The 22,373-nt window shown below is 69.8% G+C and carries 20 protein-coding genes; 5 read left to right on the top strand and 15 right to left on the bottom strand.

What is annotated here, in order from left to right; genetic code table 11:
* Positions 1–2 precede the first annotated feature (2 nt).
* Together ABB33_RS04485 and ABB33_RS04480 are read left to right on the top strand one after the other, a co-directional pair.
* Entirely contained in the window at positions 3–479 is a 477-nt protein-coding gene (locus ABB33_RS04485; protein ID WP_056931295.1) for a hotdog fold domain-containing protein, read from the top strand.
* Between the two features lie 3 nt (positions 480–482).
* Positions 483–866 (top strand): hypothetical protein, encoded by a 384-nt coding sequence (locus ABB33_RS04480; protein WP_056931294.1) that lies wholly within the window; start codon positions 483–485, stop codon positions 864–866.
* A 36-nt stretch (positions 867–902) separates the two neighbouring features.
* Here ABB33_RS04480 and ABB33_RS04475 read toward each other — a convergent pair whose 3' ends face one another.
* Positions 903–2,204: an NTP/NDP exchange transporter gene (locus ABB33_RS04475; protein WP_054667113.1), complete on the bottom strand. Its 1,302-nt coding sequence runs from the start codon at positions 2,202–2,204 to the stop codon at positions 903–905.
* A gap of 108 nt (positions 2,205–2,312) precedes the next feature.
* Between ABB33_RS04475 and ABB33_RS04470 the strand changes: the two genes are divergently transcribed.
* Positions 2,313–3,923, top strand: a complete 1,611-nt coding sequence (locus ABB33_RS04470) for a GMC family oxidoreductase (RefSeq protein ID WP_056931293.1) — start codon at positions 2,313–2,315, stop codon at positions 3,921–3,923.
* A gap of 118 nt (positions 3,924–4,041) precedes the next feature.
* On the top strand, positions 4,042–5,454 hold the full coding sequence (locus tag ABB33_RS04465) for a serine hydrolase domain-containing protein (RefSeq protein ID WP_054667117.1): 1,413 nt from the start codon (positions 4,042–4,044) through the stop codon (positions 5,452–5,454).
* 344 nt (positions 5,455–5,798) lie between these two features.
* On the opposite strand, the gene ABB33_RS04460 is transcribed toward ABB33_RS04465, so the two are convergent.
* From ABB33_RS04460 to nudE, 11 genes are all read right to left on the bottom strand, one after another.
* Positions 5,799–6,278, bottom strand: a complete 480-nt coding sequence (locus ABB33_RS04460; protein WP_054667118.1) for a hypothetical protein — start codon at positions 6,276–6,278, stop codon at positions 5,799–5,801.
* A gap of 455 nt (positions 6,279–6,733) precedes the next feature.
* Positions 6,734–7,219, bottom strand: coding sequence for a hypothetical protein (locus ABB33_RS18430; RefSeq protein WP_152984957.1), 486 nt, complete (start codon positions 7,217–7,219; stop codon positions 6,734–6,736).
* Positions 7,164–7,559, bottom strand: a complete 396-nt coding sequence (gcvH, locus tag ABB33_RS04455) for a glycine cleavage system protein GcvH (protein WP_054667120.1) — start codon at positions 7,557–7,559, stop codon at positions 7,164–7,166. The genes ABB33_RS18430 and gcvH overlap by 56 nt, the downstream gene beginning before the upstream one ends.
* Before the next feature lie 86 nt (positions 7,560–7,645).
* Complete coding sequence (gene gcvT / locus ABB33_RS04450; protein WP_056931292.1) at positions 7,646–8,752, bottom strand: glycine cleavage system aminomethyltransferase GcvT; 1,107 nt, start codon at positions 8,750–8,752, stop codon at positions 7,646–7,648.
* An 85-nt stretch (positions 8,753–8,837) separates the two neighbouring features.
* Entirely contained in the window at positions 8,838–9,269 is a 432-nt protein-coding gene (locus tag ABB33_RS04445) for an NfeD family protein (RefSeq protein ID WP_054667123.1), read from the bottom strand.
* Positions 9,270–9,272: 3 nt separating this feature from the next.
* A complete protein-coding gene (locus tag ABB33_RS04440; protein WP_054667125.1) occupies positions 9,273–10,241 on the bottom strand; it encodes an SPFH domain-containing protein in 969 nt (322 codons plus the stop codon).
* On the bottom strand, positions 10,241–10,564 hold the full coding sequence (locus tag ABB33_RS04435) for an Mpo1-like protein (RefSeq protein ID WP_082394319.1): 324 nt from the start codon (positions 10,562–10,564) through the stop codon (positions 10,241–10,243). The genes ABB33_RS04440 and ABB33_RS04435 overlap by 1 nt, the downstream gene beginning before the upstream one ends.
* A 39-nt stretch (positions 10,565–10,603) precedes the next feature.
* Positions 10,604–10,933: a YnfA family protein gene (locus tag ABB33_RS04430; protein ID WP_054668744.1), complete on the bottom strand. Its 330-nt coding sequence runs from the start codon at positions 10,931–10,933 to the stop codon at positions 10,604–10,606.
* Entirely contained in the window at positions 10,933–11,766 is an 834-nt protein-coding gene (mazG, locus tag ABB33_RS04425) for a nucleoside triphosphate pyrophosphohydrolase (RefSeq protein ID WP_225546638.1), read from the bottom strand. The genes ABB33_RS04430 and mazG overlap by 1 nt, the downstream gene beginning before the upstream one ends.
* Entirely contained in the window at positions 11,763–12,569 is an 807-nt protein-coding gene (gene cysQ, locus ABB33_RS04420) for a 3'(2'),5'-bisphosphate nucleotidase CysQ (protein ID WP_056931291.1), read from the bottom strand. The genes mazG and cysQ overlap by 4 nt, the downstream gene beginning before the upstream one ends.
* Entirely contained in the window at positions 12,566–13,114 is a 549-nt protein-coding gene (gene nudE / locus ABB33_RS04415; RefSeq protein WP_056931290.1) for an ADP compounds hydrolase NudE, read from the bottom strand. Before nudE ends, cysQ begins: the two co-directional genes overlap by 4 nt.
* Before the next feature lie 124 nt (positions 13,115–13,238).
* Between nudE and ABB33_RS04410 the strand changes: the two genes are divergently transcribed.
* Positions 13,239–13,973, top strand: a complete 735-nt coding sequence (locus ABB33_RS04410) for a 16S rRNA (uracil(1498)-N(3))-methyltransferase (protein WP_056931289.1) — start codon at positions 13,239–13,241, stop codon at positions 13,971–13,973.
* Between the two features lie 95 nt (positions 13,974–14,068).
* Here the strand turns inward: ABB33_RS04410 and ABB33_RS04405 are convergent, their stop codons facing one another.
* Genes ABB33_RS04405 through ABB33_RS04395 form a run of 3 tightly spaced genes read right to left on the bottom strand, consistent with a single transcriptional unit; the run spans position 14,069 to position 22,338 of the window.
* Positions 14,069–14,539, bottom strand: a complete 471-nt coding sequence (locus ABB33_RS04405; protein ID WP_054667132.1) for a chemotaxis protein CheW — start codon at positions 14,537–14,539, stop codon at positions 14,069–14,071.
* A 25-nt stretch (positions 14,540–14,564) separates the two neighbouring features.
* Positions 14,565–15,917, bottom strand: coding sequence for a chemotaxis protein CheB (locus ABB33_RS04400; protein ID WP_056931288.1), 1,353 nt, complete (start codon positions 15,915–15,917; stop codon positions 14,565–14,567).
* Positions 15,904–22,338 carry an Hpt domain-containing protein gene (locus ABB33_RS04395; RefSeq protein WP_056931287.1) on the bottom strand — a complete coding sequence of 2,145 codons (6,435 nt, stop codon included), beginning with the start codon at positions 22,336–22,338 and terminating at the stop codon, positions 15,904–15,906. Before ABB33_RS04395 ends, ABB33_RS04400 begins: the two co-directional genes overlap by 14 nt.
* Between the last annotated feature and the right edge of the window lie 35 nt (positions 22,339–22,373).

Here is a 22,373-nt window from a genome sequence, read left to right as displayed (position 1 = left end):
GCATGACACTCCCATTGCTGACGTTGTACCGGCGCCTGGCGCGCTGGCCGGGCGGGCGCTGGCTGTTCACCCGCGCGGTGTGCTTCAAGGCGCCCTACTTCGCCAGTATCCGACCATGCATCACCGTGCTCGAAACAGGCCGCTGCGAAGGCACGCTGGCCGACCGCCGCGCAGTGCGCAACCACCTCGGCACCGTGCATGCCATCGCGCTGTGCAACCTCGCCGAGCTGACCGCCGGGTTGATGACCGACGCCTCGCTGCCGGCCGGCATGCGCTGGATCCCCAAGGGCATGCAGGTACGCTACCTGGCCAAGGCGCGCGGTCGACTGCACGCGGTCGCCGTGCCGGAACGCCCGATCGCCAGCGGCACCGTCGGCTACGAATTGCCCGTGCGCGTGGGCATCAGCGATGCCGCCGGCACCGAGGTGTTCGTCGCCCACATCGCGATGTGGGTGTCGCCGCGCCACGGAAACGGGTGAGCCATGGACACCGCCGAACTACTGGTGCGCCTGGGGGGCGTGCACAGCCTGGGCTTCGCGGCCTTCCACCTGGCCTTCTGGAAACTGTTCGACTGGAAACGCGACCTCGCCCGCAACAGCCGGGCCAACCGCGCGATCATGCAGATCCTCAATCTGCGCCTGGTCTACGTCTTCCTGGGCATGGGCGTACTGGCGCTGGCGTTCGGCCGCGAACTGCCCGCCACGCCGCTGGGACGGGCGCTGCTGGGATTCATGACGTTGTTCTGGGTGGGACGCCTGCTGGAGCAGTTCGTATTCCTGCGCATCCACGACTGGCGCGTGCATCTGTTGAGCGCGTTGTTCGCGCTGGGCGCGGCGCTGCATGCCGTGCCGCTGTCGCTGGCCTGAGGCGCGCGGTCGAGCCGCGCGCGCCCTGCACCGGCATCAGCGGGAGCGTGGCGCCTCCGCCGCCGGCACGCCCTCGGGGCGACGCGACAGCCGCCAGCCGATGCCGGCAGCGATCACCGCGGCGGCCGCACTGACGCCGGCGAAACCGGCGGTGCCCACGCCCAGCACGCGCAGCCAGTTCATGCCCAGCGCGATGGACATGTCGCCGAACCGCCATACCGCCGTGTCCACGGCGTTCTGGCCCTTGTAGCGCACGTTGCGCGGCACCCGGGTGTACAGGCTGTGCCGCGCCGGCTCGGCCATGCCATAGGCCAGGCCGCGACTGACGATCAGTGCGATCGCCACCGCCGGCATGCCCATCAGCAACGGCGCGTGCGGATCGCGCGCGAACAGCACCAGCGACAGCGCGCAGACGCTGACCAGCGCCCAGATCATGATGACGATGCCCGGCCCCCTGCGCGGCAGCAGCCAGCGGGTGAGGGTGAGCTGGGTGATGGCGGTCAGCACGTTGCCGGCCAGGTCGATATTGGCGGCAAAGCGGGTACGCGCCACCGCGTCGGCGAACGTAGCGCCTGAATAGTCGGTCACCAGCGCATAGTTCACCGTGCCGATGCCGTCGGCCAGCAGCAGCAGGATCGACATGTTGCGGATGAACGGGTCGGCGAACACCTGCTTGAGCCCGTCGAACATGCCACCGCCGACCGCGGCCTCGTGCCCGGGTTCATTGCGACGCGCGCCATGCCGTCGCGCCCAGCGCCCGAGCGCGACCACGCACCCCAGCGCCAGGCACAGCAGCGCCGCCGATACCACCAGCAGCGGCGCCACGCCGATCACGCCGACCAGCGAACGGGTCAGCATCGGGCCGGCGACCGCGCCCACCGTACCGGCCACGGCAATGACCGGGAACAGGCGCCGCGCCTGCCCGCTGTCCCAGATGTCGGACATGAAGCTCCAGAACACCGACACCACGAACAGGTTGAACACGCTCACCCAGACGAAGAACATCACCCCCAGCGTCTTCGGCCCCAGCAGCTCCGGCCATGCGAACAGCGGGACGAAGCCGAGCAGGCAGGCGATGAAGAACACCTGGACCACCGGCATCACCACCCGTCGCGGCCAGCGCGTCACCAGCGCGGCGAACAGCGGCGACAGCAGCAGGGTGCCGATGAACGTGGCGCCGTAGAACCAGGGCAGCTGGGTCGAGCCGACCGCGGCGGCCAGCTGCTCGCGCAGCGGGCGGATCACGTAGTACGCGGCCAGCACGCAAAAGAAATAGGCGAAGGACAGCGCGACCGCCAGCCGCTCCCCCGCATGTACCCTGCCCTGACCGGACCGCATCGGCCTGCACCCGTCGCAACAAAGCGCGCACGGTATCCGATGCACTGCAACATCGCCAGTGCGGGCCTGTGTCCCGGCTATGCTGGCGATACGCCAGGGGGGAGCGCGATGCGGGAATTCGACTACATCATCATCGGTGCCGGTTCGGCCGGGTGCGTGCTGGCCAACCGGCTCAGTGCCGATCCGCAGGTACAGGTGCTGCTGGTCGAGGCCGGCCCGCGCGACCGCAACCCGTTCATCCACATGCCGGCCGGGCTGGCACGGCTGGCCGACAACCGCCGCCTCAACTGGAGCTACCACACCGAACCGGAACCGCAATTGCAGGGACGGCGGCTGTGGTGGCCGCGTGGCAAGGTCCTGGGTGGCTCGAGCTCGATCAACGCGATGTGCTACGTGCGCGGCGTCGCCGGCGACTACGACCGCTGGGCCGCGGCCGGTGCCACCGGCTGGGACTGGGCCGGGGTGCTGCCGTGGTTCCGCCGGAGCGAGCACAACAGCCGCGGCGGCGACGCGCTGCACGGCGACAACGGCCCGCTGCATGTTTCGGACCTGCGCCACGTCAACCCGCTCAGCCATGCCTTCGTCGAAGCCGGCGTGCAGGCCGGCCATCCGCACAATCAGGATTTCAACGGACCAACCCAGATCGGCGTCGGCCTGTACCAGGTGACGCAGAAGGAAGGTGCGCGCTGTTCGTCGGCCGCCGCCTATCTGGCGCCGGTACGGCAGCGTCGCAACCTGCAGGTACTGACCGGGGCCCAGGTCGAGCGCATCCTGGTCGACGCCGGCCGCGCGCACGGCATCGCCCTGCGCCACGGCGGGCAACGCCGGCACCTGCGCGCGCGATGCGAGGTCCTGCTCAGCGCCGGCGCGGTCAATTCGCCGCAGCTGCTGATGCTCTCCGGGATCGGCCCGGCCGATGCCCTGCGCGCCCACGGCATCGCGGTGCAGCTCGACCAGCCGCAGGTCGGCGCCAACCTGCAGGACCACCTGGACATCTGCACCCTGTACCGCACCGTTCCCGGGGTCAGCTACGACCGCGCCAGCGAGCTGAAGATCGCGTTCGACTGGTTCCTGCGCGGCCATCGCGGCGCCGGCAGCAGCAACATCGCCGAGGCCGGCGGCTTCGTGCGCTCGCGCCTCGCCGCCGACGAGCGCGCCGACATCCAGTTCCATTTCGTACCGGCGATGCTCGACGACCACGGCCGCCATCGGCTGCCTGGCGACGGCTACACCCTGCACGCCTGCTACCTGCACCCGCGCAGCCGCGGGCACATCGCCCTGGCCGGCGCGGACCCGTCGCTACCGCCCAGGATCCACGCCAACTACCTGGGCGACAGCGACGGCTTCGACCTGCGGATGATGATCGAAGCCGCACGCCTGAGCCGCGACCTCCTGCGCCAGCCCGCGTTCGATCGCTGGCGGCGCGCACCGGTCTTCCCCCCGCGCGAGGACCTGGACGATGCCGGGCTGGAAGCGTTCATCCGCGCCAAGGCCGAAACCATCTACCACCCGGTCGGCACCTGCCGCATGGGCAGCGACGACGCGGCGGTGCTCGACCCGCAGTTGCGGCTGCGCGGCGTGGAGGGACTGCGCGTGATCGATGCCTCGGCGATGCCCACGCTGGTCAGCGGCAACACCAACGCACCGGTGATCATGATGGCCGAGCGCGCGGCGGCGTTGATCCTCGATCCACGGGCGGGATCAGCGCCCTGGTCGTGATCCAGCGACAAAACCCAGCAATATCAAGATGATGCCTATTCATCTTCTCCCCGTTTGTGCAATCGAGAAAAGCGGCGCTAGAATCGGCGACAGCCTTAGCTAGCAGGCATCGATCACGATGAAAGACAACAGCAGACGCCGGCGCTTCCGTCCGGTGGCATCGGGATTGCTCGGTGTGTTGATGCCCTTCGCACTGTCAACCACCGCCCAGACACCCACCGCTCCGCAGCCGCTGCCGGAATCGCCCCCGCAGCTGCCGGTCAACCTCGAGAACGCGCCGATGCAGTCGCCGACGCAGCCGATGCCCTACCGGGTCGCGCTGCGTCCGGACCAGGTGCAGGCACTGCCCGACGGCTTCAACGTCGCCGCCATCGAATCGATGGCAGAGCAGCTCACCTACGGCAACCGCGTGCCCGGCATCGCCATGGCGATCGTGCAGAACGGCCGCGTGCTGTCCGCGCGCGGATTCGGCGTCACCGACATCGGCAACCCGCAGCCGGTGGACGCGCACACCGTGTTCCGCCTGGCCTCGCTGTCCAAGGCCTTCGCCGGCACCATGGCCGGGTTGCTGGTCAACGACGGCACCCTGCGCTGGGACAGCAAGGTCACCGACTATGTGCCCGGCTTTCAGCTGGGCACGCCCGAAGCGACCCACCGGCTGACCGTGGCCGACGTGCTCAGCCACCGCGTCGGCCTGCCGTACAACGCCTACGACCGCGACATCGAGGCCAACGCCGACTACTACACGCTGACCCGCAAGCTCGCCAGTGCGCCGCTCAAGTGCGAGCCGGGCGATTGCTACGCCTACCAGAACGTCGCCTTCAGCCTGATCGGCGACGTGGTCTACGCGGCCTCGGGCAGTTTCTACGAGCAGGCCGTCGAGCGCCGCATCTTCAAGCCGCTGGGCATGAACGACGCCAGCCTCGGCCTGGCCGGCATCCAGGCCAGCCCGCGCTGGGCGCGCCCGCACGTGCGCAGCCGCAACGGCTGGGTGTCGCTGTCGCCCAAGCCCACCTATTACCGCGTCGCCCCGGCCGCCGGCGTCAACGCCAGCGCCAGCGACATGGCGCAATGGCTGCTGGCGCATACCGGCCACCGCCAGGACGTACTGCCGGCACCGCTGCTGGCCACCCTGCATGCACCGCTGGTCAACACGCCCGGCGAGATGCGTTCGGGCTGGCGCCGCCAGCGGCTGGACTCGGCCGGCTATGCGCTGGGCTGGCGCGTGTTCGATTACGCCGGCCATACCGTGGTGTTCCATGCCGGCGCGGTACAGGGCTATCGCGGCCTGGTCGCCCTGTTGCCCGAGCGCGATCTCGGCATCGCCGTGATGTGGAATGGCGAGAGCAGCGTGCCCAGCGGGCTGATGCCGACCATCCTCGATCGCGCCATCGGCCTGCCGACGCAGCGCTGGCTGGACGTGGATACCGACTTCGGCAGCGACAACCTGATGGCCGAGGACACGCCGGCCAATCCGCCGCGCGGGCGGAAGGGCGTCGCCTCCGACCGGGCCACCGCGTCTCCGCACTGAGCCGGCGCTCCGGTACGCAACGACAAGGCGGCTTCGGCCGCCTTTTTCGTTGCCCCGCATCCGGAACGGTACCCGCGACCGGTCCCGCGCCCCGGGTGCAATCACCCGGCGTTTCCCGGGATCGGCGCATCTGCGCCTTCGGTCACCGGGAGCGGACCGGCGCGAGCGGCTGGCGATGCGCCGCGCCACCGCGACCTTCGCCAGCAGGCGTCCGCATGCGGCACCTGTCATCCCTGGCAGCAGGTGGCACGCCGGCCGCGCGCCGGGTAACGCGCGCGCATAAAAAAACTCCCTCCCCGCTGGGCAGTCGGGGAAGGAGTTCCAGGTACAGCTTCAGCGCTGGATCAGATCAGCGGCGCCGGGGTGGCCGGAAGCGCGACCGGAGCCGCCTTCTTCTTGCGGGCAGCCGGCTTCTTCTTGGCAGCAACCTTCTTGGCGGCCGGCTTCTTGGCAGCAGCCTTCTTCGCGACCTTCTTCACCGCCTTCTTGGCGGTGGCCTTCTTGGCGGTCGCCTTCTTGGCGACCTTCTTCACCGCCTTCTTGGCGGTGGCCTTCTTGGCGACCTTCTTCACTGCCTTCTTGGCGGTGGTCTTCTTGGCAACCTTCTTCGCCGCCTTCTTCACCGCCTTCTTGGCGGTGGCCTTCTTGGCGACCTTCTTCACTGCCTTCTTGGCGGTCGCCTTCTTGGCAACCTTCTTCACTGCCTTCTTGGCGGTGGCCTTCTTCGCGACCTTCTTCACTGCCTTCTTGGCAGCAGCCTTCTTCGCGACCTTCTTCACCGCCTTCTTGGCGGCCGGCTTCTTCGCAGCTTTCTTCGTGGCCATTGGATGGCTCCTCGTCAGTGATCTATGGAATTGAAATGCCCAGTTGAAGCAAATCCGCGGTGTATCGCGGTGGACCGACGATGCGTCAGCCGCATCGTGACGGATACAGAAACACCCGCAACGATTCCCGCCACGGGTGCCATGTCTTGTTCGGGGGGTGTTTCGCGGAAGGAAGCGACTCCTGCTCCACCATCTGCGCAATCGTGGCGGACGTCCAGGTTGTGCTTCGCATCTGAATGTTGATCCGGCTCACTCGCTTCCGCAGCAAAGGTCTGCTGGGCGAAACCTAATCACGGTTTTTTTTACTGTCAACTACCCGCGCGCAACTTTTTACGGAAAGCTTCACGTCGACCCTGCCGGCAACACCCGTCTTCGCCACCCGCACATCCATCGATGCCGCCGCGCGCATCGCGCATGCAATGCCGGCGCACGCGAAAAACACCGTAAAAAAAGCACTATTCGTTGTCGACCGGCACGCGCGACGTCGTGCGTCGCGTGCGCGCCGCCGGCGGCCGCGCAGTTCCGGGCGTGTGAAAAAAAAATGTCGGCGCGACCTGATTTCGATCCGCTGCGGACGTGCCCGTGCGCACCGCGGGGAAGGTTTTGCGCAAACACTTCGCACCCGCGAGAGCCATCGCGGACGTCCCGCCGATCGCGAACGCGGCCTTCGGTTGCCACTTCGTCGGGCGGTCGAGGCGTCGCGTGCGGACATCGCTCGACGCCGGCCATGCACCGGAACCCGACGACCGATCACCGGCGTCGTACCAGCACCCGCCCGCCGCATCAGCAAGGCGACCGACCGGCGACACGCCACCGGACTCGCGGATGCCGGAAACGGAAACGGCCGCACAAGGCGGCCGTTTCCGTTTACCCGAGGCGATCGGATCAGTGGTCGTCGTTTTCCAGCAGTTCGGCGTAGTCGTCCGGACCCAGCAGTTCATTGACCTGCTCCGGCTCGGACATCTCGACGACGAACAGCCAGCCTTCGCCGTAGGCATCTTCGTTGATGGTTTCCGGCTTGTCGGCCAGCGCTTCGTTGACTTCGACCACGGTGCCCGACACCGGGCTGTACACGTCGGAGGCGGCCTTGACCGACTCGACCACGGCCGCGGCGTTGCCGGCCTGCACCGTGTCGCCGACGGCGGGCAGTTCGACATAGACCAGGTCACCGAGCAGGCCCTGCGCGTGGTCGGAAATGCCGACGGTGACGCGGCCGTTGCCTTCGGCGCGTGCCCATTCGTGGGATTTGAGGAATTTGAGGTCGCCGGGGATCTCGCTCATGGAACTGCTCCGGAAGAAACGGTGGACGGGATGGACGTCTAGTTTAACGGACGGCGCGGGACGATGCCCCGCGCGCCCATGGAAGGTCAGCCGTTGATGCCGGGCTGCGGCTGGCCGTCGCGCACGAACGGGAACTTGACCACGCGCACCGGAACTTCCTTGCCGCGGATGTCCACGCGCACATCGCCCGGTTCGCCGGCCGGCACCCGGGCGAAGGCGATGGCCTTGCCCAGCGTCGGCGAGAACGTGCCGGACAGGATTTCGCCCTCGCCGTTGGCGGTGAGCACCCTCTGCCCGTGGCGCAGCACGCCCTTGTCGTCCATCACCAGGCCGATCATCTGCCGCGCGTTGCCGGCGGCCTTCTGCGCCTCCAGCACGTCGCGGCCGATGAACGCGCGGCCCTCGTCGAGGGCGACGGTCCAGGCCAGCGCGGCTTCGTACGGGGTGACGCCCTCGTCCATGTCCTGGCCGTAGAGGTTCATGCCCGCCTCCAGGCGCAGCGTGTCGCGCGCACCAAGACCGGCCGGCTTCACGCCGGCGGCCAGCAGCGCGTTCCAGAACCCGACCACCGCCGCCTGCGGCAGCAGCACCTCATAACCGTCCTCGCCGGTGTAGCCGGTGCGCGCCACGAACAGCGGCACGCCGTCGGTGGAAGCGACGTCCAGCGCGGCGAAGCGGCCGAGCTTGTCCAGCGCGGTACGGTCGCCCTCGGCGACCAGGCCGGCGACCAGCGCGCGCGCCTGCGGCCCCTGCACCGCGACGATCGCCAGGTCCTCGCGCTCGATCACCTCCACGCCGAAGGCCTGGGCATGCTGGCGGATCCAGGCAAGGTCCTTCTCGCGGGTGGAGGCGTTGACCACCATGCGGAAGAAGTCGTCGGCCAGGAAGTAGACGATCAGGTCGTCGATCACCCCGCCCTGCGCGTTGAGCATGCAGGAATACAGCGCCTTGCCGGTGACCTTGAGCTTGTCGATCGAATTGGCCAGCAGCTGGCGCAGGAACTCGCGGGTGCGGGCGCCCTTCAGGTCGACCACGGTCATGTGGCTGACGTCGAACATGCCCGCGGCGCGGCGCACCAGGTGGTGCTCGTCGATCTGCGAACCGTAATGGATCGGCATGTCCCAACCGCCGAAATCGACCATCTTGGCGCCGAGCGAGCGGTGGGTTTCGTTGAGGAGAGTCTTCAGGGTCATGGCCGTTCCATGCGAGGAAAGACGCCATTATCCCAGATGGCCCGGGGCAAAGCCCATGGCGGCACGGAACCCGCGCCGCCCTGCCTCAGGCCTCCTGCACCTTCAGCGTCATGCCGTCTACCGCCACCACCCGCACATGGCGGCCGGCCGGCAGGTCCGGGCCGGCGACCACCCAGAACGCATCGTCGAGCCTTGCCCGGCCAACGCCGTTGGCGATGGCCTGGTCCAGCACCACCACCCGCCCGATCAACTGCTCGGCGCGGCGGTTGAGCAATGGCTGGTCGCTGGGCCGCGCACGCCGGCGGAACCAGGTGCGGTAGACCTGGATCGAGACGAAGCTGAGCACCACGAACAGCACCACCTGCATCAGCACGGGCAGCCCGTCGTACGCCCACACCACCAGGAACACGGCGGCCGCGGCGAAGCCCATCCACAGCATGAATGCGCCCGGAGCCATCGCTTCGGCAGCGAACAGGATCACCGCCAGCGCCGCCCAGCCCACCACTTCCCAGCGCATGGCTCAGCGCCCCAGCGGCGGCGGGTTGCCGCGCGACGGCGATGCCTTGCGCTCTTCCTGCTTGGCGAAGGCCTCGCGGGCCAGCTCGGCGACACCGGCAATGGAACCGATCACGCCGCTGGCTTCCATCGGCATCAGCACCAGCTTCTGGTTGGGCGAGCTGGCCAGTTCGCGGAAGGCCTCCACGTACTTCTGCGCGATGAAATAATTGATCGCCTGCACGTCGCCCTGGGCGATGGCCTCGGACACCATCGACGTGGCCTTGGCCTCGGCCTGCGCCAGGCGCTCGCGCGCCTCGGCATCGCGGAACGCGGCCTCCTTGCGGCCCTCGGCCTCCAGCACCGCCGCCTGCTTCTCGCCGTCGGCACGCAGGATTTCGGCCTGGCGCAGGCCCTCGGCCTCGAGGATCTGCGCGCGCTTCTCGCGCTCGGCCTTCATCTGCCGCGCCATCGAATCGACCAGATCGCGCGGCGGCTGGATGTCGCGGATCTCGATGCGGTTGACCTTGATGCCCCAGGGATTGGTGGCATGGTCGACCACGCTCAGCAGCTGCGCGTTGATGGTCTCGCGCTGGCTGAGCGATTCGTCCAGGTCCATCGAGCCGATCACCGTGCGGATGTTGGTCTGCACCAGTGCGATCATCGCCACCTCCAGGTTGGCGACCTCGTAGGCGGCCTTGGCCGCATCCAGCACCTGGAAGAACACCACGCCGTCCACCCGCACCACCGCATTGTCCTTGGTGATGACTTCCTGGCTGGGCACGTCCAGCACCTGTTCCATCATGTTGACCTTGCGGCCGACGCCGTAGACCACCGGGATCAGGAAATGCAGTCCAGGCGACATGGTGTGGGTATAGCGGCCGAAACGCTCCACCGTCCACTCATACCCCTGCGGCACCATGCGCACCGTCTTGAACAGCACGATCGCACCGCCCACCAGTATCACCGCCGCGAGAAAAAAGCCGCCGCCCATCAGTACGCTCCTTGTGGAACCCGATCCCCGGGTATGCAACGAGTATAGCCAGCCCGCGGAGGCTGGGACGGCAGCCGGCCGCGCAGCACCTGCACGAACATCATCCAGGCGCCGGCGAATGAATACGGCGGATGACTGAACGTGGCCGGACGGTTGTGCTCGAACAAGAAATGACCCACCCAGGCGAATCCATAGCCGCAGCCCAGCGCCGCCAGCACCCGCTCGGCACCGCTGCCCGGCACATGCAGCCGGCGGCAGGTGCGGTTGCGGTGTTGACCGAGGTAGAACGGACAGAACTCGCGGAAGCTGGCGAAGCGGACCATTGGCGCACCCGGGGCGGGTACTGCGCGCAGCATGGCGCCCTAGGGCGCAGCGCCTCGCGGGGCGGCCATGATCACGCCCATGCCCAACAGGCACAGGGCGGCGCCGAGCAGGTCCCAGCGGGTCGGCACCACGCCATCCACGCGCCACAGCCAAAGCAGTGCGACACAGACATAGACGCCGCCATAGGCGGCATAGACGCGGCCGCTGGCGGTCGGGTGCAGGGTCAGCAGCCAGACGAACAACGCCAGACTGGCCGCCGCCGGCAGCAGCAGCCAGGCGCTGCCCTGCTGGCGCAGCCACAGCCACGGCAGGTAGCAACCGACGATCTCGGCCAGCGCGGTCACCCCGAACAGCGCCAGGGTCTTGATCACGGCGCGCCCTGCTCCCCGCGCTTGACCGCCTGCCACAGCGCTTCCTGCTGCTCCAGGTCCAGCGCGGACATCGCCTGCCCACGCGCGGCGGCCAGCGCTTCCATGGCGCGGAAGCGACGCTCGAACTTGAGGTTGGCACGGCGCAGCGCGCTGCCCGGGTCCACCCGCGCGTGGCGGGCCAGGTTGGCGCAGACGAACAGCAGGTCGCCGATCTCGTCCTCCAGCCGCGCGTGGCTGCCCGGGTGCGCGGCGCTTTCGAACTCGGCCTGCACCTCGTCGACTTCCTCGCGCAGTTTGTCCAGCACCGGCGCGACGTCGGGCCAGTCGAAGCCGGTGCGGGCAGCGCGCTTCTGCAGTTTCAGCGCCCGCTGCCACTCGGGCAGGCCGCGGGCGATGCCGGCCAGCGCCGAGCCATCGGTATCGCCGGCATCGGCACGCTCGCGCTGCTTGATCTGCTCCCAGTTGGCGACCACCTGGCCGGCGTCATCGGCCTGGGCATCGCCGAACACGTGCGGATGCCGGCGCAGCATCTTGCCGCTGATCGCCGCGACCACATCGGCGAAGGCGAACGCGCCCTGCTCGCTGGCCATCTGCGCATGGAACACCACCTGCAGCAGCAGGTCGCCCAGTTCGTCCTTGAGGTCGGCCAGGTCGTTGCGGTCGATCGCGTCGGCGACCTCGTAGGCCTCCTCGATCGTGTACGGCGCAATGCTGGAGAAATCCTGCTGCAGGTCCCACGGGCAGCCACCGTGCGGATCGCGCAGGCGCGCCATGATCCGCAGCAGGGTACCGATGTCGCCCGGCTCGCCCAGGTCGCCGCTGCCGCTCACGGCGCGGCCAGCCAGTCGCGCCAGGGCAGCGAGGGATCGCCCAGGGCGATGAAGTCGCCATTGAGCAGGCGCGGCCGGCGGTTGTAGTGGAACGGCTCACCGGTGTCGGCGGCCAGCAGCACGCCACCGGCCGCTTCCAGCACGCACTGCCCGGCGGCGGTATCCCATTCGCTGGTCGGCCCCAGCCGCGGGTACACGTCCAGCGTGCCCTCGGCGATGCGGCAGAACTTCAACGAGGAGCCCTGTGCCACCAGTTCGATCTCGCCCATGCGCGCAAGCAGTTCGCCGGTGCGCGCATCGCGGTGCGAGCGGCTGGCCGCCACCCGCAGCGGCAGCGCCGGCGGACGCCGGGTGAGGATCGCGTCCTCGCGCCCGCCCTCGCGGCGCCACGCGCCGTCGCCACGCATGGCGTGCCAGACGACATCGCTCACCGGTGCCTGGACCACGCCGAACACCGGCACGCCGTCGCGGATCAGCGCGATGTTGACGCTGAACTCGCCGTTGCGCTTGATGAACTCGCGGGTGCCGTCCAGCGGATCGACCAGCCAGTAGTCCTGCCATTGCCGGCGCGCGTCCCAGGGCAGCTGCGCCGACTCCTCCGACAGCACCGGCAGGTCCGGGGTCAGCTGCGCCAGGCCGCGCACGATCACATGGTGGGCGGCCAGGTCGGCGCTGGTGAGCGGGCTCAGGTCGTCCTTGTGCTCGACGTCGAACCCGTCGGCATAGACCTGCATGATCGCCGCGCCGGCCTGACGGGCGACGTCGATGACCGCTTCGCGCAGCGCTGCGTCAACGATGCTCATCGCGTCTTCCCCAGCCATTCGCGGGCAATGAACAAGGCCGCCAGCGAGCGCCCCTCGGAAAAATCCTCGCGCAGCATCAGCGCGTCCAGGTCAGCCAGTTTCCAGGGCACCACTTCCAGCTCCTCGGGTTCGTCGCCGGCAAGGCGCTTGGGGTAGAGATCGCGCGCCAGCACCAGCCACGACTGGTGGCTCATGTAGGTCGGCGCCAGGGTCAGCGTGCGCAGCACGTCGATACGGCGGGCACCATGGCCGGCTTCTTCCTTGAGCTCGCGGTCGGCGGCCTGTTCCGGCGTCTCGCCGGCATCGATGCGGCCCTTCACCAGCCCCAGTTCGTAGCGGTGCAGGCCGGCGGCGTATTCACGCACCAGCAGCACGGTGTCCTCGTCCAGCATCGGCACCACCACGACCGCCCCATGGCCACGACTGACCAGCCGCTGGAAATGCCGGCGCTCGCCGTTGGAGAACTCCAGGTCCAGGTGTTCCTGGTGGAACGGGCCGATGTCCTCGCCGCGCACGTGATGGATGAGCGGAAGCGGGCGGCTCATGCACGCCCCCGGGCGGAGGACGGGCGGATCGCTAGAATGCGCACTGGCAGATACGTTTCCATGAGCCCGAAATGCTAGCAGACCCCGCCGTCGCGCCGTTGAACCCGCCTTGCCGGAGCCGCGCATGCGCCTGACCCGCTGCCCCGTCGCACTGCCGCTGCAGCCCGGACAGACCCTGGCGCTGCCCGAGGAGGCCGCCAACCACCTGGTACGGGTGATGCGCCTGCGCGAGGGCGATGCCTGCGTGCTGTTCAACGGCGACGGCAGCGACTACACGGCGACGCTGCTGGCGGTGGGCAAGCGCGAGGTGCAGGTACGCATCGACGCCGCACGCGCACTGGACAACGAATCGCCGCTGGCCATCACCCTGCTGCAGGGCATCGCCCGCGGCGAGAAGATGGACCTGATCCTGCAGAAGGCCACCGAGCTGGGCGTGACCGCCATCGTGCCGGTGAACGCCGAGCGCACCGAAGTGAAGCTCGATGCCGCACGCGCCGAGAAGCGCCTCGCACACTGGCGCAGCGTGGTCGGTGCGGCCTGCGGCCAGTCCGGCCGCGCCCGCATTCCGGCGCTGTCGCCCCCGCAGGCGCTGGCCGCGGCGGCGGCAGCGTTGCCGGCGCAGAGCCTGCGCCTGACCCTGGATCCCCTGGGCGAGCACCGCCTGTCCGCGCTGCCGTCCGCACCAGCCGGCGGCGTGGTGATCGCCATCGGTCCGGAAGGTGGCTGGTCGCCGCGCGACCGCCAGCAACTGGCCGATGCCGGCTTCCAGGGGTTGCAACTGGGGCCGCGCATCCTGCGCACCGAGACCGCTGGCCTGGCCGCGATCGCGGCACTGCAGGCACGACTGGGCGACCTGTAGCGACCGCCACGGGCACGGCGGTGGCCGTCGGCGGCGATCCCCCGGCGGCTCTGCGGAACATGTGTCGTGGAACCCGGCCGACAGCCGGGCGTGGCTCAGGCCGCCGCCGCCAGTGCGGCGACCACCGCGCTTTCGATCGCGTCCAGGTCCGGCAGCAGCGCGCTCTGTTCGCCCAGCAACACGCGCATGTGCACGCCCTGCGGCAGGCTTTCCTCGGAGGCGTCGGCCAGCAGGCCATCGCGCGGCACCGCGATCAGCTGCGGGAAGGACTGGGTCAGCAGCGCGAAGTACGGCATCTCCGGGTTGCCGCCCAGCGCCTTGAGCACCACCACCTTGTTGCTGGCGGAGACCGGCTCGTCGCCGCCGTTGAAACGGGCATAGGACAGCAGCGGCACCTCCCAGCCCTGCCAGGCAATGTAGCCGGCCAGCCAGTCGGGTGCGCCCTCGATGGGCTGCACCGCCACCCGCGACATCATCTCGGCGACGGTGGCATTGGGCAGCAGCACGCGCTCGGCGCCCGCCTGGATCAGGACGCCGCGGACTTCGTCGTTGCTTGCATAACTCATGGTCGGTTCCTTGATCGTGTGCGGCTCAGCCGTAGCTGCGCTGGACCAGCTCGCCGGCGAGGTACTCCGGCGGCCCGGCCGGATGCCCGGCCACGGCCAGCTGGCTGGCGGCTTCCGGGTCGTAGCAGCCATCGCCGCTCTGTCCCGCCACCCAGCCTCCGCGCTCGGCGAATGCCAGCGCCTCCGGCACCAGCGACGGGTCGGCGCCACTGAGCATCACCACCGCCGAGCGATCCGCCGCCAACGCCTGCAGCACCGGCGCCGTTCCATCGGCGAAGCGCAGCCCACCGGCCTGCGCGGTCACCCCGACACCGTCCTGCAGCACGTAGACATTGCTGGCTTCCAGCGCCTGCCCGGCTTCGGCCAGGCCGACCGGCAACACGGCGACGCGCGACATCTGCTTGACCAGGTTGGCGTAGCGACCACCGTCCAGGCGCATCTGCACCAGGACCGGCAGCGGGAAATCGTCCGGCAGCGCGCCCAGCAGGCGCCGCACCGCGTCCGGCCCGCCGATGCCGGCCAGCAGCAGCACCGCGCCCTGCGCGGCGGCCCCGGCGTCGGCTTCCAGCGCGACCAGCGACAGCGCGCCGGTGTCGATCGCGTCCGCGGCTTCGATCTGCGCCGGGGCGACGGCCACGGCCGGCGGGACGGCCGCAGCGGGCGCGACATAGGCATCGTCGTCGAGCAGCGACCATTCATGGAAACTGCCGGGCAGGGTGGGGTTGCCAGCGGCGGCCGGCGCCGGGGCATCCTCCAGCGGTGGCAGCTCGGGCGGCACGGCCGGCCCGGTTGCAGGTTCGGCCCTGGCCGGCGCCATCGCCATCAGTTCCTCGAAGCTCAGCACCTCGGGACGCTCGTGGCCAGCCGGCGGCGGCGCATAGAGCGTGTCGACCGGAACTTCGTCCAGGTGCTGCGCCGCTTCCTCGACATGGAACTGCAGCGGTGCGTCGGCATGGCGCTCGGCCGGGCGCTCGGGCATGCCCGGCTCGGGCAGCGGCAAGGCTTCGTCTTCCTGCCCGGGCGGCAACACCTGGTCGTGGCCCTGCAGCTTGGCGGCAAGGTGGCGCGTCCAACGCTGCGCATCCCAGCCTTCGCGGCGCGCGGCCAGTTCGGCTTCCTCGAACATCAGCTCCAGCTGCGGCGCCTCCAGGGCCGGGGCAAGGCGCTCCAGCGCGTCTTCGAGCGCGGGTTCGAGCGCCACCAGCACCATCGCCGGCCCCACCGCCTGCAACACGGCCGGGTCCAGCGCGCCCGGGTCCTCTTCCAGGACCAGTGCGCCGCCGGCGGCGAGCACGGCTTCCCTCAGCCGGTCGCGGGCCACGCCGGGCCGCGCCAGCAGGGCCACGGGCCTGGCGGTGGAGCGGTCACTCGCGGACACGGGCGATCCCCAGCAGGTCGTAGACATTACGCATCAGATCCAGCTCCTGGTACGGCTTGCCGAGATAGCGCTGCACGCCGATCTCGAATGCGCGCTGGCGGTGCTTGTCGCCACTGCGCGAGGTGATCATCACGATCGGCACTTCCTTGTAACGCGGGTCTGCGCGCATCGCGGTGGCCAGCTCGTAGCCATCCATGCGCGGCATTTCGATGTCCAGCAACATCAGGTCCGGCACGCGCTCTTCGAGTCGTTCCAGTGCCTCGACGCCATCGCGCGCGGCCACCACTTCGAAGTTGTGGCGCTCCAGCACGCGGCCGGTGACCTTGCGCATGGTCAGCGAGTCGTCCACCACCATCACCAGCGGCACATGGCGCTGCTGGCCGACCGTGGCCACTTCCACCGGCTGCTGCGGCTGCGACAGGTGGCGACGCACCAGCGGCGCGACGTCCAGGATCACCACGACATTGCCTTCGCCGGTGATGGTGGCACCGTAGATGCCCGGAACCGAGGCGATCTGCAGGCCCACCGGCTTGACCACGATTTCGCGGTTGCCCAGCACCTGGTCGATCGCCACGGCAGCGCGCAGGTCGCCGGCGCGCACCAGCAGCAGCGGGATCTGCGGCTGGCCTTCGGCCTTGGCCGCGGCCTGCCCGACCAGCGTACCGAGATCGTGCAGCGCGAAGTCCTCGCCGTTGTAGTGGTAACCGCCCTGGCCCGACTCGAAACGCTCGCGGGCGATGCGGCCGATACCGCTGACCGATGCCACCGGCACCGCGAAAGTGGTTTCGCCGATGCGCACGAACACGGCCTGGGTGACGGCCAGGGTCTGCGGCAGGCGCAGGGTGAAGGTGACGCCTTCGCCGCGTACCGAGTGGATGTCCACCGAGCCACCGAGCTGGCGCACCTCGTTGCGTACCACGTCCATGCCCACGCCGCGGCCGGCGAGCTGGCTGACCTGCTCGCTGGTGCTGAAACCGGAGGCGAAGATGAGGTTGTCCAGGCGCGCGTCTTCCACCTGCTCGCCGGGCTGGATCAGGCCACGCTGCTCGCCGCGGCGACGGATCGCCTCGCGGTCCAGGCCGGCGCCGTCGTCGGCCACTTCCAGCACGATTTCCGAACCTTCGCGGCGCAGGCGCAGGGTGATGGCGCCCTCTTCCGGCTTGCCGGCGGCCAGGCGCTGCTCCGGCGTTTCCAGGCCATGGGCCACGGAGTTGCGCAGCATGTGCTCCAGCGGCGCGACCATGCGGTCGAGCACGTTGCGGTCGAGTTCGCCGTGGGTGCCTTCCAGGTTCAGGTGCACCTGCTTGCCGATGTCCTGCGCGGCCTGCCGCACCACGCGACGCAGGCGCGGCACCAGGCCATCGAACGGCACCATGCGCGCGCGCATCAGGCCGTCCTGCAGTTCCGAGCTGACGCGCGACTGCTGCTGCAGCAGGGCGTCGTAGTTGCGCGACAGGTCGTCGAGCACGCCCTGCAGGCCACCCAGGTCGGCCGCCGATTCGTTCAGCGCGCGGCTGAGCTGCTGCAGGGTCGAGAAGCGGTCCAGCTCCAGCGGATCGAACGCCTGGTCGGCCTGCTCCTGCTCGCGACGGTAACGGGCGACGATCTGCGCCTCGGTTTCCAGGTCCAGGCGGCGCAGCTGGTCGCGCAGGCGGGCGTTGGTGCGGTCCAGCTCGCCCATGGCGCTGCGGAACGCGCCCAACTGCTGCTCCAGGCGCGAGCGGTAGATCGCGACCTCGCCGGCGTGGTTGACCAGGCGGTCGAGCAGGTCGGCGCGCACACGCACCTGTTCCTGGGTGCGGGTCGTCCCCTCCTCGTCCACGGCCTGGGCCTCGACCACGGGCGGCGACAGCGGTTCGCTGGCGATGGCCGCGGCAGGCAGCGGCCGGGATTCGCCCGCGGTCTCCGGCGCTGCAACGACGTCGGCGTCGACGTCGGCGCCGACTTCGATTTGGACTTCGGTGACGACTTCAACTTCGGCAACGGCTTCGCTGTCCGGCGCCACATCGCCTGCGGCATCGGCCGGCGACGGCGCTGCCGGATCGGCTGCGGCGCTCGCCGCCTGCCATTCCGGTTCAGCCGCAGCCTCGAGCACCTCGACGGGGGTCGCTGCAACGGCCTGCGGCGACTGCGGCACGGCGTCCATCGGCGCGGCCGCTTCCAGCGCTTCGCCACCGGCGGTACGCGCCTCGAACGCCTCGATGAGATCGACCGGCATCTGCACCGCGCGGTGTGCGCCGGTGCGGATCAGCAATTGGTGCAGGCGGTCGAAGCCGCGCTCGAGCAACTGCACATCGCCGCGGCCGATCTCGGTACGGCTGGCCGCCACCGCTTCCAGCAGCGACTCGATGCCGTGGCCGAGGTCGCCGATGGCGTTGATGCCGGCCATCCGCGCACCGCCCTTGAGCGTATGCAGGTCGCGCTGCAGCCCGGCCAGCAGTTCGCGGTCTTCCGGCGCCGAGCGCAGCTCGCTGATGAGACGGTCGCAATGGTCGAGCAGGTCCTTGCCTTCCTCGACGAAGATATCGACCAGTTCGCGGTCAAGGTCGTCGAAGTCGAGCGGGCCGGCATCGAATGCCGCCGCTTCCGCGGCGACCGCAGGCGACTCGGCCTCCTGCACCGGCGGCGTCAGCGGCGCCAGCTCGACCGGTACCTCGGCCTCGGCTTCCGCTTCCACTCCTGCCTGCGCTTCGACTTCTGGTTCGGGTCCGGGTTCGGCTTCTGCCTCGGCTTCGCTCGCAGCTTCGGTTTCGATTCCGGCCTCGAGGACGGTCTCCGCCGGCACGGCGTCGGCCGCAGCCTCGCCCTGCCCGGTCGGCGGCTCCACCGGCTCGACGGCATCCAGCGACGGCGTCGGCATGGCGGCCATCTCCTGTTCGATCTCGATCGGCGCCGCGGCAGCGGCATCAGACCCGGCGACGGTGTCGTCGTGGTGCGCTTCGTCCTGCACTGCGAAGGTGCCGTCCGTCGCCGCTTGCACGGAGGCGAGTTCCGCATCGGTCGCAACGGCGTCGATCCCGCCCGCGGGCGGCGTCGCCTGCATCGGCTCGTTCGGCTCGTTCGGCTCGATCGACTCGAAAACAATCGGAGTGGCGTCCAGCACCGGCTCCGACACGAAGTCGGCGCTTATCTGGATTTCCTGCTCCACGTCATCGAGCGGCAGCGAAATGCCGGCGTCATCGACCGTGTCGTCCTGCACCGGTCCGGTTGCCGCCTCGTCCTGCAGCGCACTGGAGAACCCGGAGTCGGTCCCGGTTGCGGCGGCAGTCGTGGCTTCCGCCTCGCCTGCGCCGGCATCTTCCTCCGGCCACTCGAAGACCTGCAGCGCAACCGTCTCGTCGACCGCAGTGGCGGGCGCGTCCTGGCGGGCATTGGCGTCGTGCGCGGGAACATCCGCGAACGAGGCCTCCAGCAGCGCCGGATCGAAATAAGCGGAAAGGTCGCTGATGCTGGCCAGTTCCTCGGCCACCGGCAGCGGCTCCGGCTCCGCGGCTGCATCCGGCGTGGAGGCAACCGGCATGGCGTCGGCGGGGGCGTCGAAGTCCTCGTGCGCCTGCGGCGGCCATGGCGCCTCCGGCAGGGCGTCGGCCAGCTCACGCAGGCGTGCGGCCAGCGGCGCGAACGACGGGATCAACGGCGACGGGGCCTGCAGTGCGGTGATGGTGGTGGCCACCGCAGTGGCGGCCTCGCCGAGCGCGGCGACGCCATCGGCACTGGGCACCACGGCATTGGCAAGCGAGCGCTTGACGAACGACTCGACCGGCGCGGTCACCGCGGTGATCTCGGGCACCTCGGTCATGGCGAAGGCGCCGCTCATGGTGTGCACGGCGCGCAGCAGCTGTTCGCTCACCGGTTGCGGCTGCGGCTGCGACTGCGACAGCCACGCTTCGACGGTGGCCAGGTGCTGGCCGACCTCGGCTTCCAGGATCTCGCGCAGCACGCTGTCCACCGAAGCCGGCGTACCGCCGGTGGCCGCGGGCGCGGGCGCTGCGGGTGCAAGCGGAGGCGTGGCCGCGGCGCCAGGCGCACCGGCGACGTGGAAGGCTTCCTCGCCAGCCGCAATGCGATCGGCGATGTCCTGCATGCCCGCCACGTCGGCATGGATGCGACCGTTGCCGCGCAGGGCGGCATTGAACTGCGGCAGCACCTCGTAGGCCTGGCTCACCAGCGTGACCACCGCCGGGCTGGCCGGGCGGCTGCCATCGAGCACGCGGTTGAGCATGCTCTCGATCTTCCAGCTGAACTCGCCCAGCATGCGCGCGCCGACCAGCCGGCCGCTGCCCTTGAGCGTATGGAACACGCGCCGCACGGGGCGCAGGCGCTCCATGCTCTCGGGCGCGGCGCGCCATGCCGGCAGCAGCCGGCCAAGGTTCTGCAGCTCCTCGTCGAACTCCTCGATGAACACATCGCGGATGTCCTGGTCGATCTGCTCGGCATCATTGTCGAACCCGCCGTCCACGCCTTCGCCGGCCTCCATGGCCGATGCCACCGGCGCGTCCACGACGGGGGCCGCGGGCACGCTGGTCTCGATGGCGAGCGGATCGAACGAGGCAGCGGCCTTGTCCAGCTCGGCCAGGAACGCCGCGATCTCATGGTCGGGTGCGGCGGCTTCGTTGCTGCCATCGGCTGCGGCCGGGTCCGCCACGGTCTTGGCGGCCGGCTCGTCGCCGCTGAAATCGAACGCCGCTGCATCAAGGGACAGCGGTGCGACGGATTCCTCCGGCACGGCATCGCCTGCGTCGATGCCGAGGAATGCCGGGGCACCGGCATCGGTCGCGCGCGCATCGCCGGTGGACCCGGCGGCGAACGGCTCCAGCGCCAGGCCGGACTCGGCAGAGAAGTCCAGCGGGGCGACGTTGAAATCCGCCTCGGCGTTGGCGGGCACGCCTTCGGCAGCGACAGGATCGAAGGCACCGAAGCCGTCGGCCGTATTCCACGACGGCAATGCGGGCGGCTCGGCGGCCGCTGCCGGCGCAATCGACGGCGGCGGCGCATGGATGGCGTCGCCGAACACCAGCGGCGTGGGTGCCGACGGCGCGGATGGCGCGGGCGCCTCGACCGGCGCCTGCGGCGCTTCGAACGGTGCCGGGGCGGCGACGACCGGGGATGCCGGCTCCGGCGCTTCGCGGGCGGCGTCCATGGTGAACGCCGGGGATGCGTCCTCGTGCCGGCCTGCAGCGGGTACCGGCCAGTAGCGCAGCGCCTCCAGGCTGCTGCGGGTGATGTCGAGGATCTCCTCGCGACCGGGACGCCGCTCGCGCAGCGCTTCCAGGTAGTACTCGAGGCTGGCCATGGCATCGGCCAGCGTGTCCAGCTGGCGCCCGCCGGGGATGCGTTTGCGCCCGATCAGCTCCACGCCGATGTACTGGCGGATGCCGTTCATGTAGTCCGCCGGTACCCGCAGGTCGAGCATGCGCAGCGCGCCGGACACCTCGTCAAGCAGGCGCGGCACGTCCTGCAGGCGTGCATGGTCCCAGTTGGTCTCGATGAAGGCGACGAAGGCCTCGCGCGCGGCGGCGAAGTTGGCGATTGCCTCGTGGGCCAGCACCTCGACCGTGCGCCGGGTCTCCAGCGCGGCAGGGTCCTCGTCGCCCTCCAGGGCGGCGCCGAGATAAGCGACCTGGTCGTCCAGCGAGGCATCGACGTAGAGCAGCGCCCCGGCGATGTCCAGCAGCAGGTTGTCGTCGATGGGACGGCTGCCATCGACCACCTCGCGCAGCGCGTCGCGCTGCTGCGCGACCACGCCGCGGGCCACGCCCAGCCCCATCACGCCCAGCGTGTCGGATACCGCGCCCAGCTCGTTGACCTGGGTCTGCAGGTCGGCGGTGGCCCCGCCCATGCGCACGTGCAGGTCCAGCGCGTCCTTGATGCGCAGCAGTTCTTCCTTGACCGCATTGCCGACCGTATCCAGCAGCTCGCGGTTGCGCCCCTGCAGGCTGCCGCGCGCATGCTCCAGTTCGGCCTCGCTGGCCTTGCCCGCTTCCGGGTCGAACGCCAGCAGCACGCCTTCGTTGATGCCTTCGGCGGCGCGCGCGGCGCGGATCTCGTTGAGCAGCGGCAGCAGCACGATCGGAATGTCGCGGTGGCCGTTCTGCAGGCGTTCGAGGTAATCGGGCAGCAGCACGGTGCCGCGCATCAGGGTGGCGCAGGCCTCGTCGCGGTCCGGCACGGCGCCATCGCGCACGGCGTCGGCCAGCAGCTCCAGTTCCTCGGCCACCATCGCCGGGGCATACAGCTCGACCATCCGCAGCGTGCCCTGCACCTGGTGCAGGTAGCCGGCGCAGAAGCGCATGCGGCTGGCGTCGGCCGGATCCTCGACGAAGTATTCGATCTCGCTGCGCGCCTGGCGCAGGGTCTCGTCCAGCTCCGGCTTGACCCAGCCCAGCGCCGCGTGGCTCATCGCATCGCGCAGGGTATTCATCGCGCCCTCCCGTGCAGCATGGTTCGCTTGCCGTC

This window comes from Stenotrophomonas acidaminiphila (assembly GCF_001431595.1).
Classification (GTDB): domain Bacteria; phylum Pseudomonadota; class Gammaproteobacteria; order Xanthomonadales; family Xanthomonadaceae; genus Stenotrophomonas; species Stenotrophomonas acidaminiphila.
Note: the sequence above shows the minus strand (reverse complement) of the source record. Positions and strands in the feature narration are given on the sequence as shown.

Coding starts and splice junctions, on each gene's coding strand:
- ABB33_RS04440 (WP_054667125.1), bottom strand. CDS start 10,241: ATGGGCGGCGGCTTTTTTCTCGCGGCGGTGATACTGGTGGGCGGTGCG.
- ABB33_RS04470 (WP_056931293.1), top strand. CDS start 2,313: ATGCGGGAATTCGACTACATCATCATCGGTGCCGGTTCGGCCGGGTGC.
- ABB33_RS04475 (WP_054667113.1), bottom strand. CDS start 2,204: ATGCGGTCCGGTCAGGGCAGGGTACATGCGGGGGAGCGGCTGGCGGTC.
- ABB33_RS04410 (WP_056931289.1), top strand. CDS start 13,239: ATGCGCCTGACCCGCTGCCCCGTCGCACTGCCGCTGCAGCCCGGACAG.
- ABB33_RS04445 (WP_054667123.1), bottom strand. CDS start 9,269: ATGCGCTGGGAAGTGGTGGGCTGGGCGGCGCTGGCGGTGATCCTGTTC.
- ABB33_RS04405 (WP_054667132.1), bottom strand. CDS start 14,539: ATGAGTTATGCAAGCAACGACGAAGTCCGCGGCGTCCTGATCCAGGCG.
- ABB33_RS04460 (WP_054667118.1), bottom strand. CDS start 6,278: ATGGCCACGAAGAAAGCTGCGAAGAAGCCGGCCGCCAAGAAGGCGGTG.
- nudE (WP_056931290.1), bottom strand. CDS start 13,114: ATGAGCCGCCCGCTTCCGCTCATCCATCACGTGCGCGGCGAGGACATC.
- ABB33_RS18430 (WP_152984957.1), bottom strand. CDS start 7,219: ATGAACTGCTGGGTCCGGACGACTACGCCGAACTGCTGGAAAACGACG.
- ABB33_RS04480 (WP_056931294.1), top strand. CDS start 483: ATGGACACCGCCGAACTACTGGTGCGCCTGGGGGGCGTGCACAGCCTG.
- cysQ (WP_056931291.1), bottom strand. CDS start 12,569: ATGAGCATCGTTGACGCAGCGCTGCGCGAAGCGGTCATCGACGTCGCC.
- ABB33_RS04465 (WP_054667117.1), top strand. CDS start 4,042: ATGAAAGACAACAGCAGACGCCGGCGCTTCCGTCCGGTGGCATCGGGA.
- gcvT (WP_056931292.1), bottom strand. CDS start 8,752: ATGACCCTGAAGACTCTCCTCAACGAAACCCACCGCTCGCTCGGCGCC.
- gcvH (WP_054667120.1), bottom strand. CDS start 7,559: ATGAGCGAGATCCCCGGCGACCTCAAATTCCTCAAATCCCACGAATGG.
- ABB33_RS04485 (WP_056931295.1), top strand. CDS start 3: ATGACACTCCCATTGCTGACGTTGTACCGGCGCCTGGCGCGCTGGCCG.
- ABB33_RS04435 (WP_082394319.1), bottom strand. CDS start 10,564: ATGGTCCGCTTCGCCAGCTTCCGCGAGTTCTGTCCGTTCTACCTCGGT.
- ABB33_RS04395 (WP_056931287.1), bottom strand. CDS start 22,338: ATGAATACCCTGCGCGATGCGATGAGCCACGCGGCGCTGGGCTGGGTC.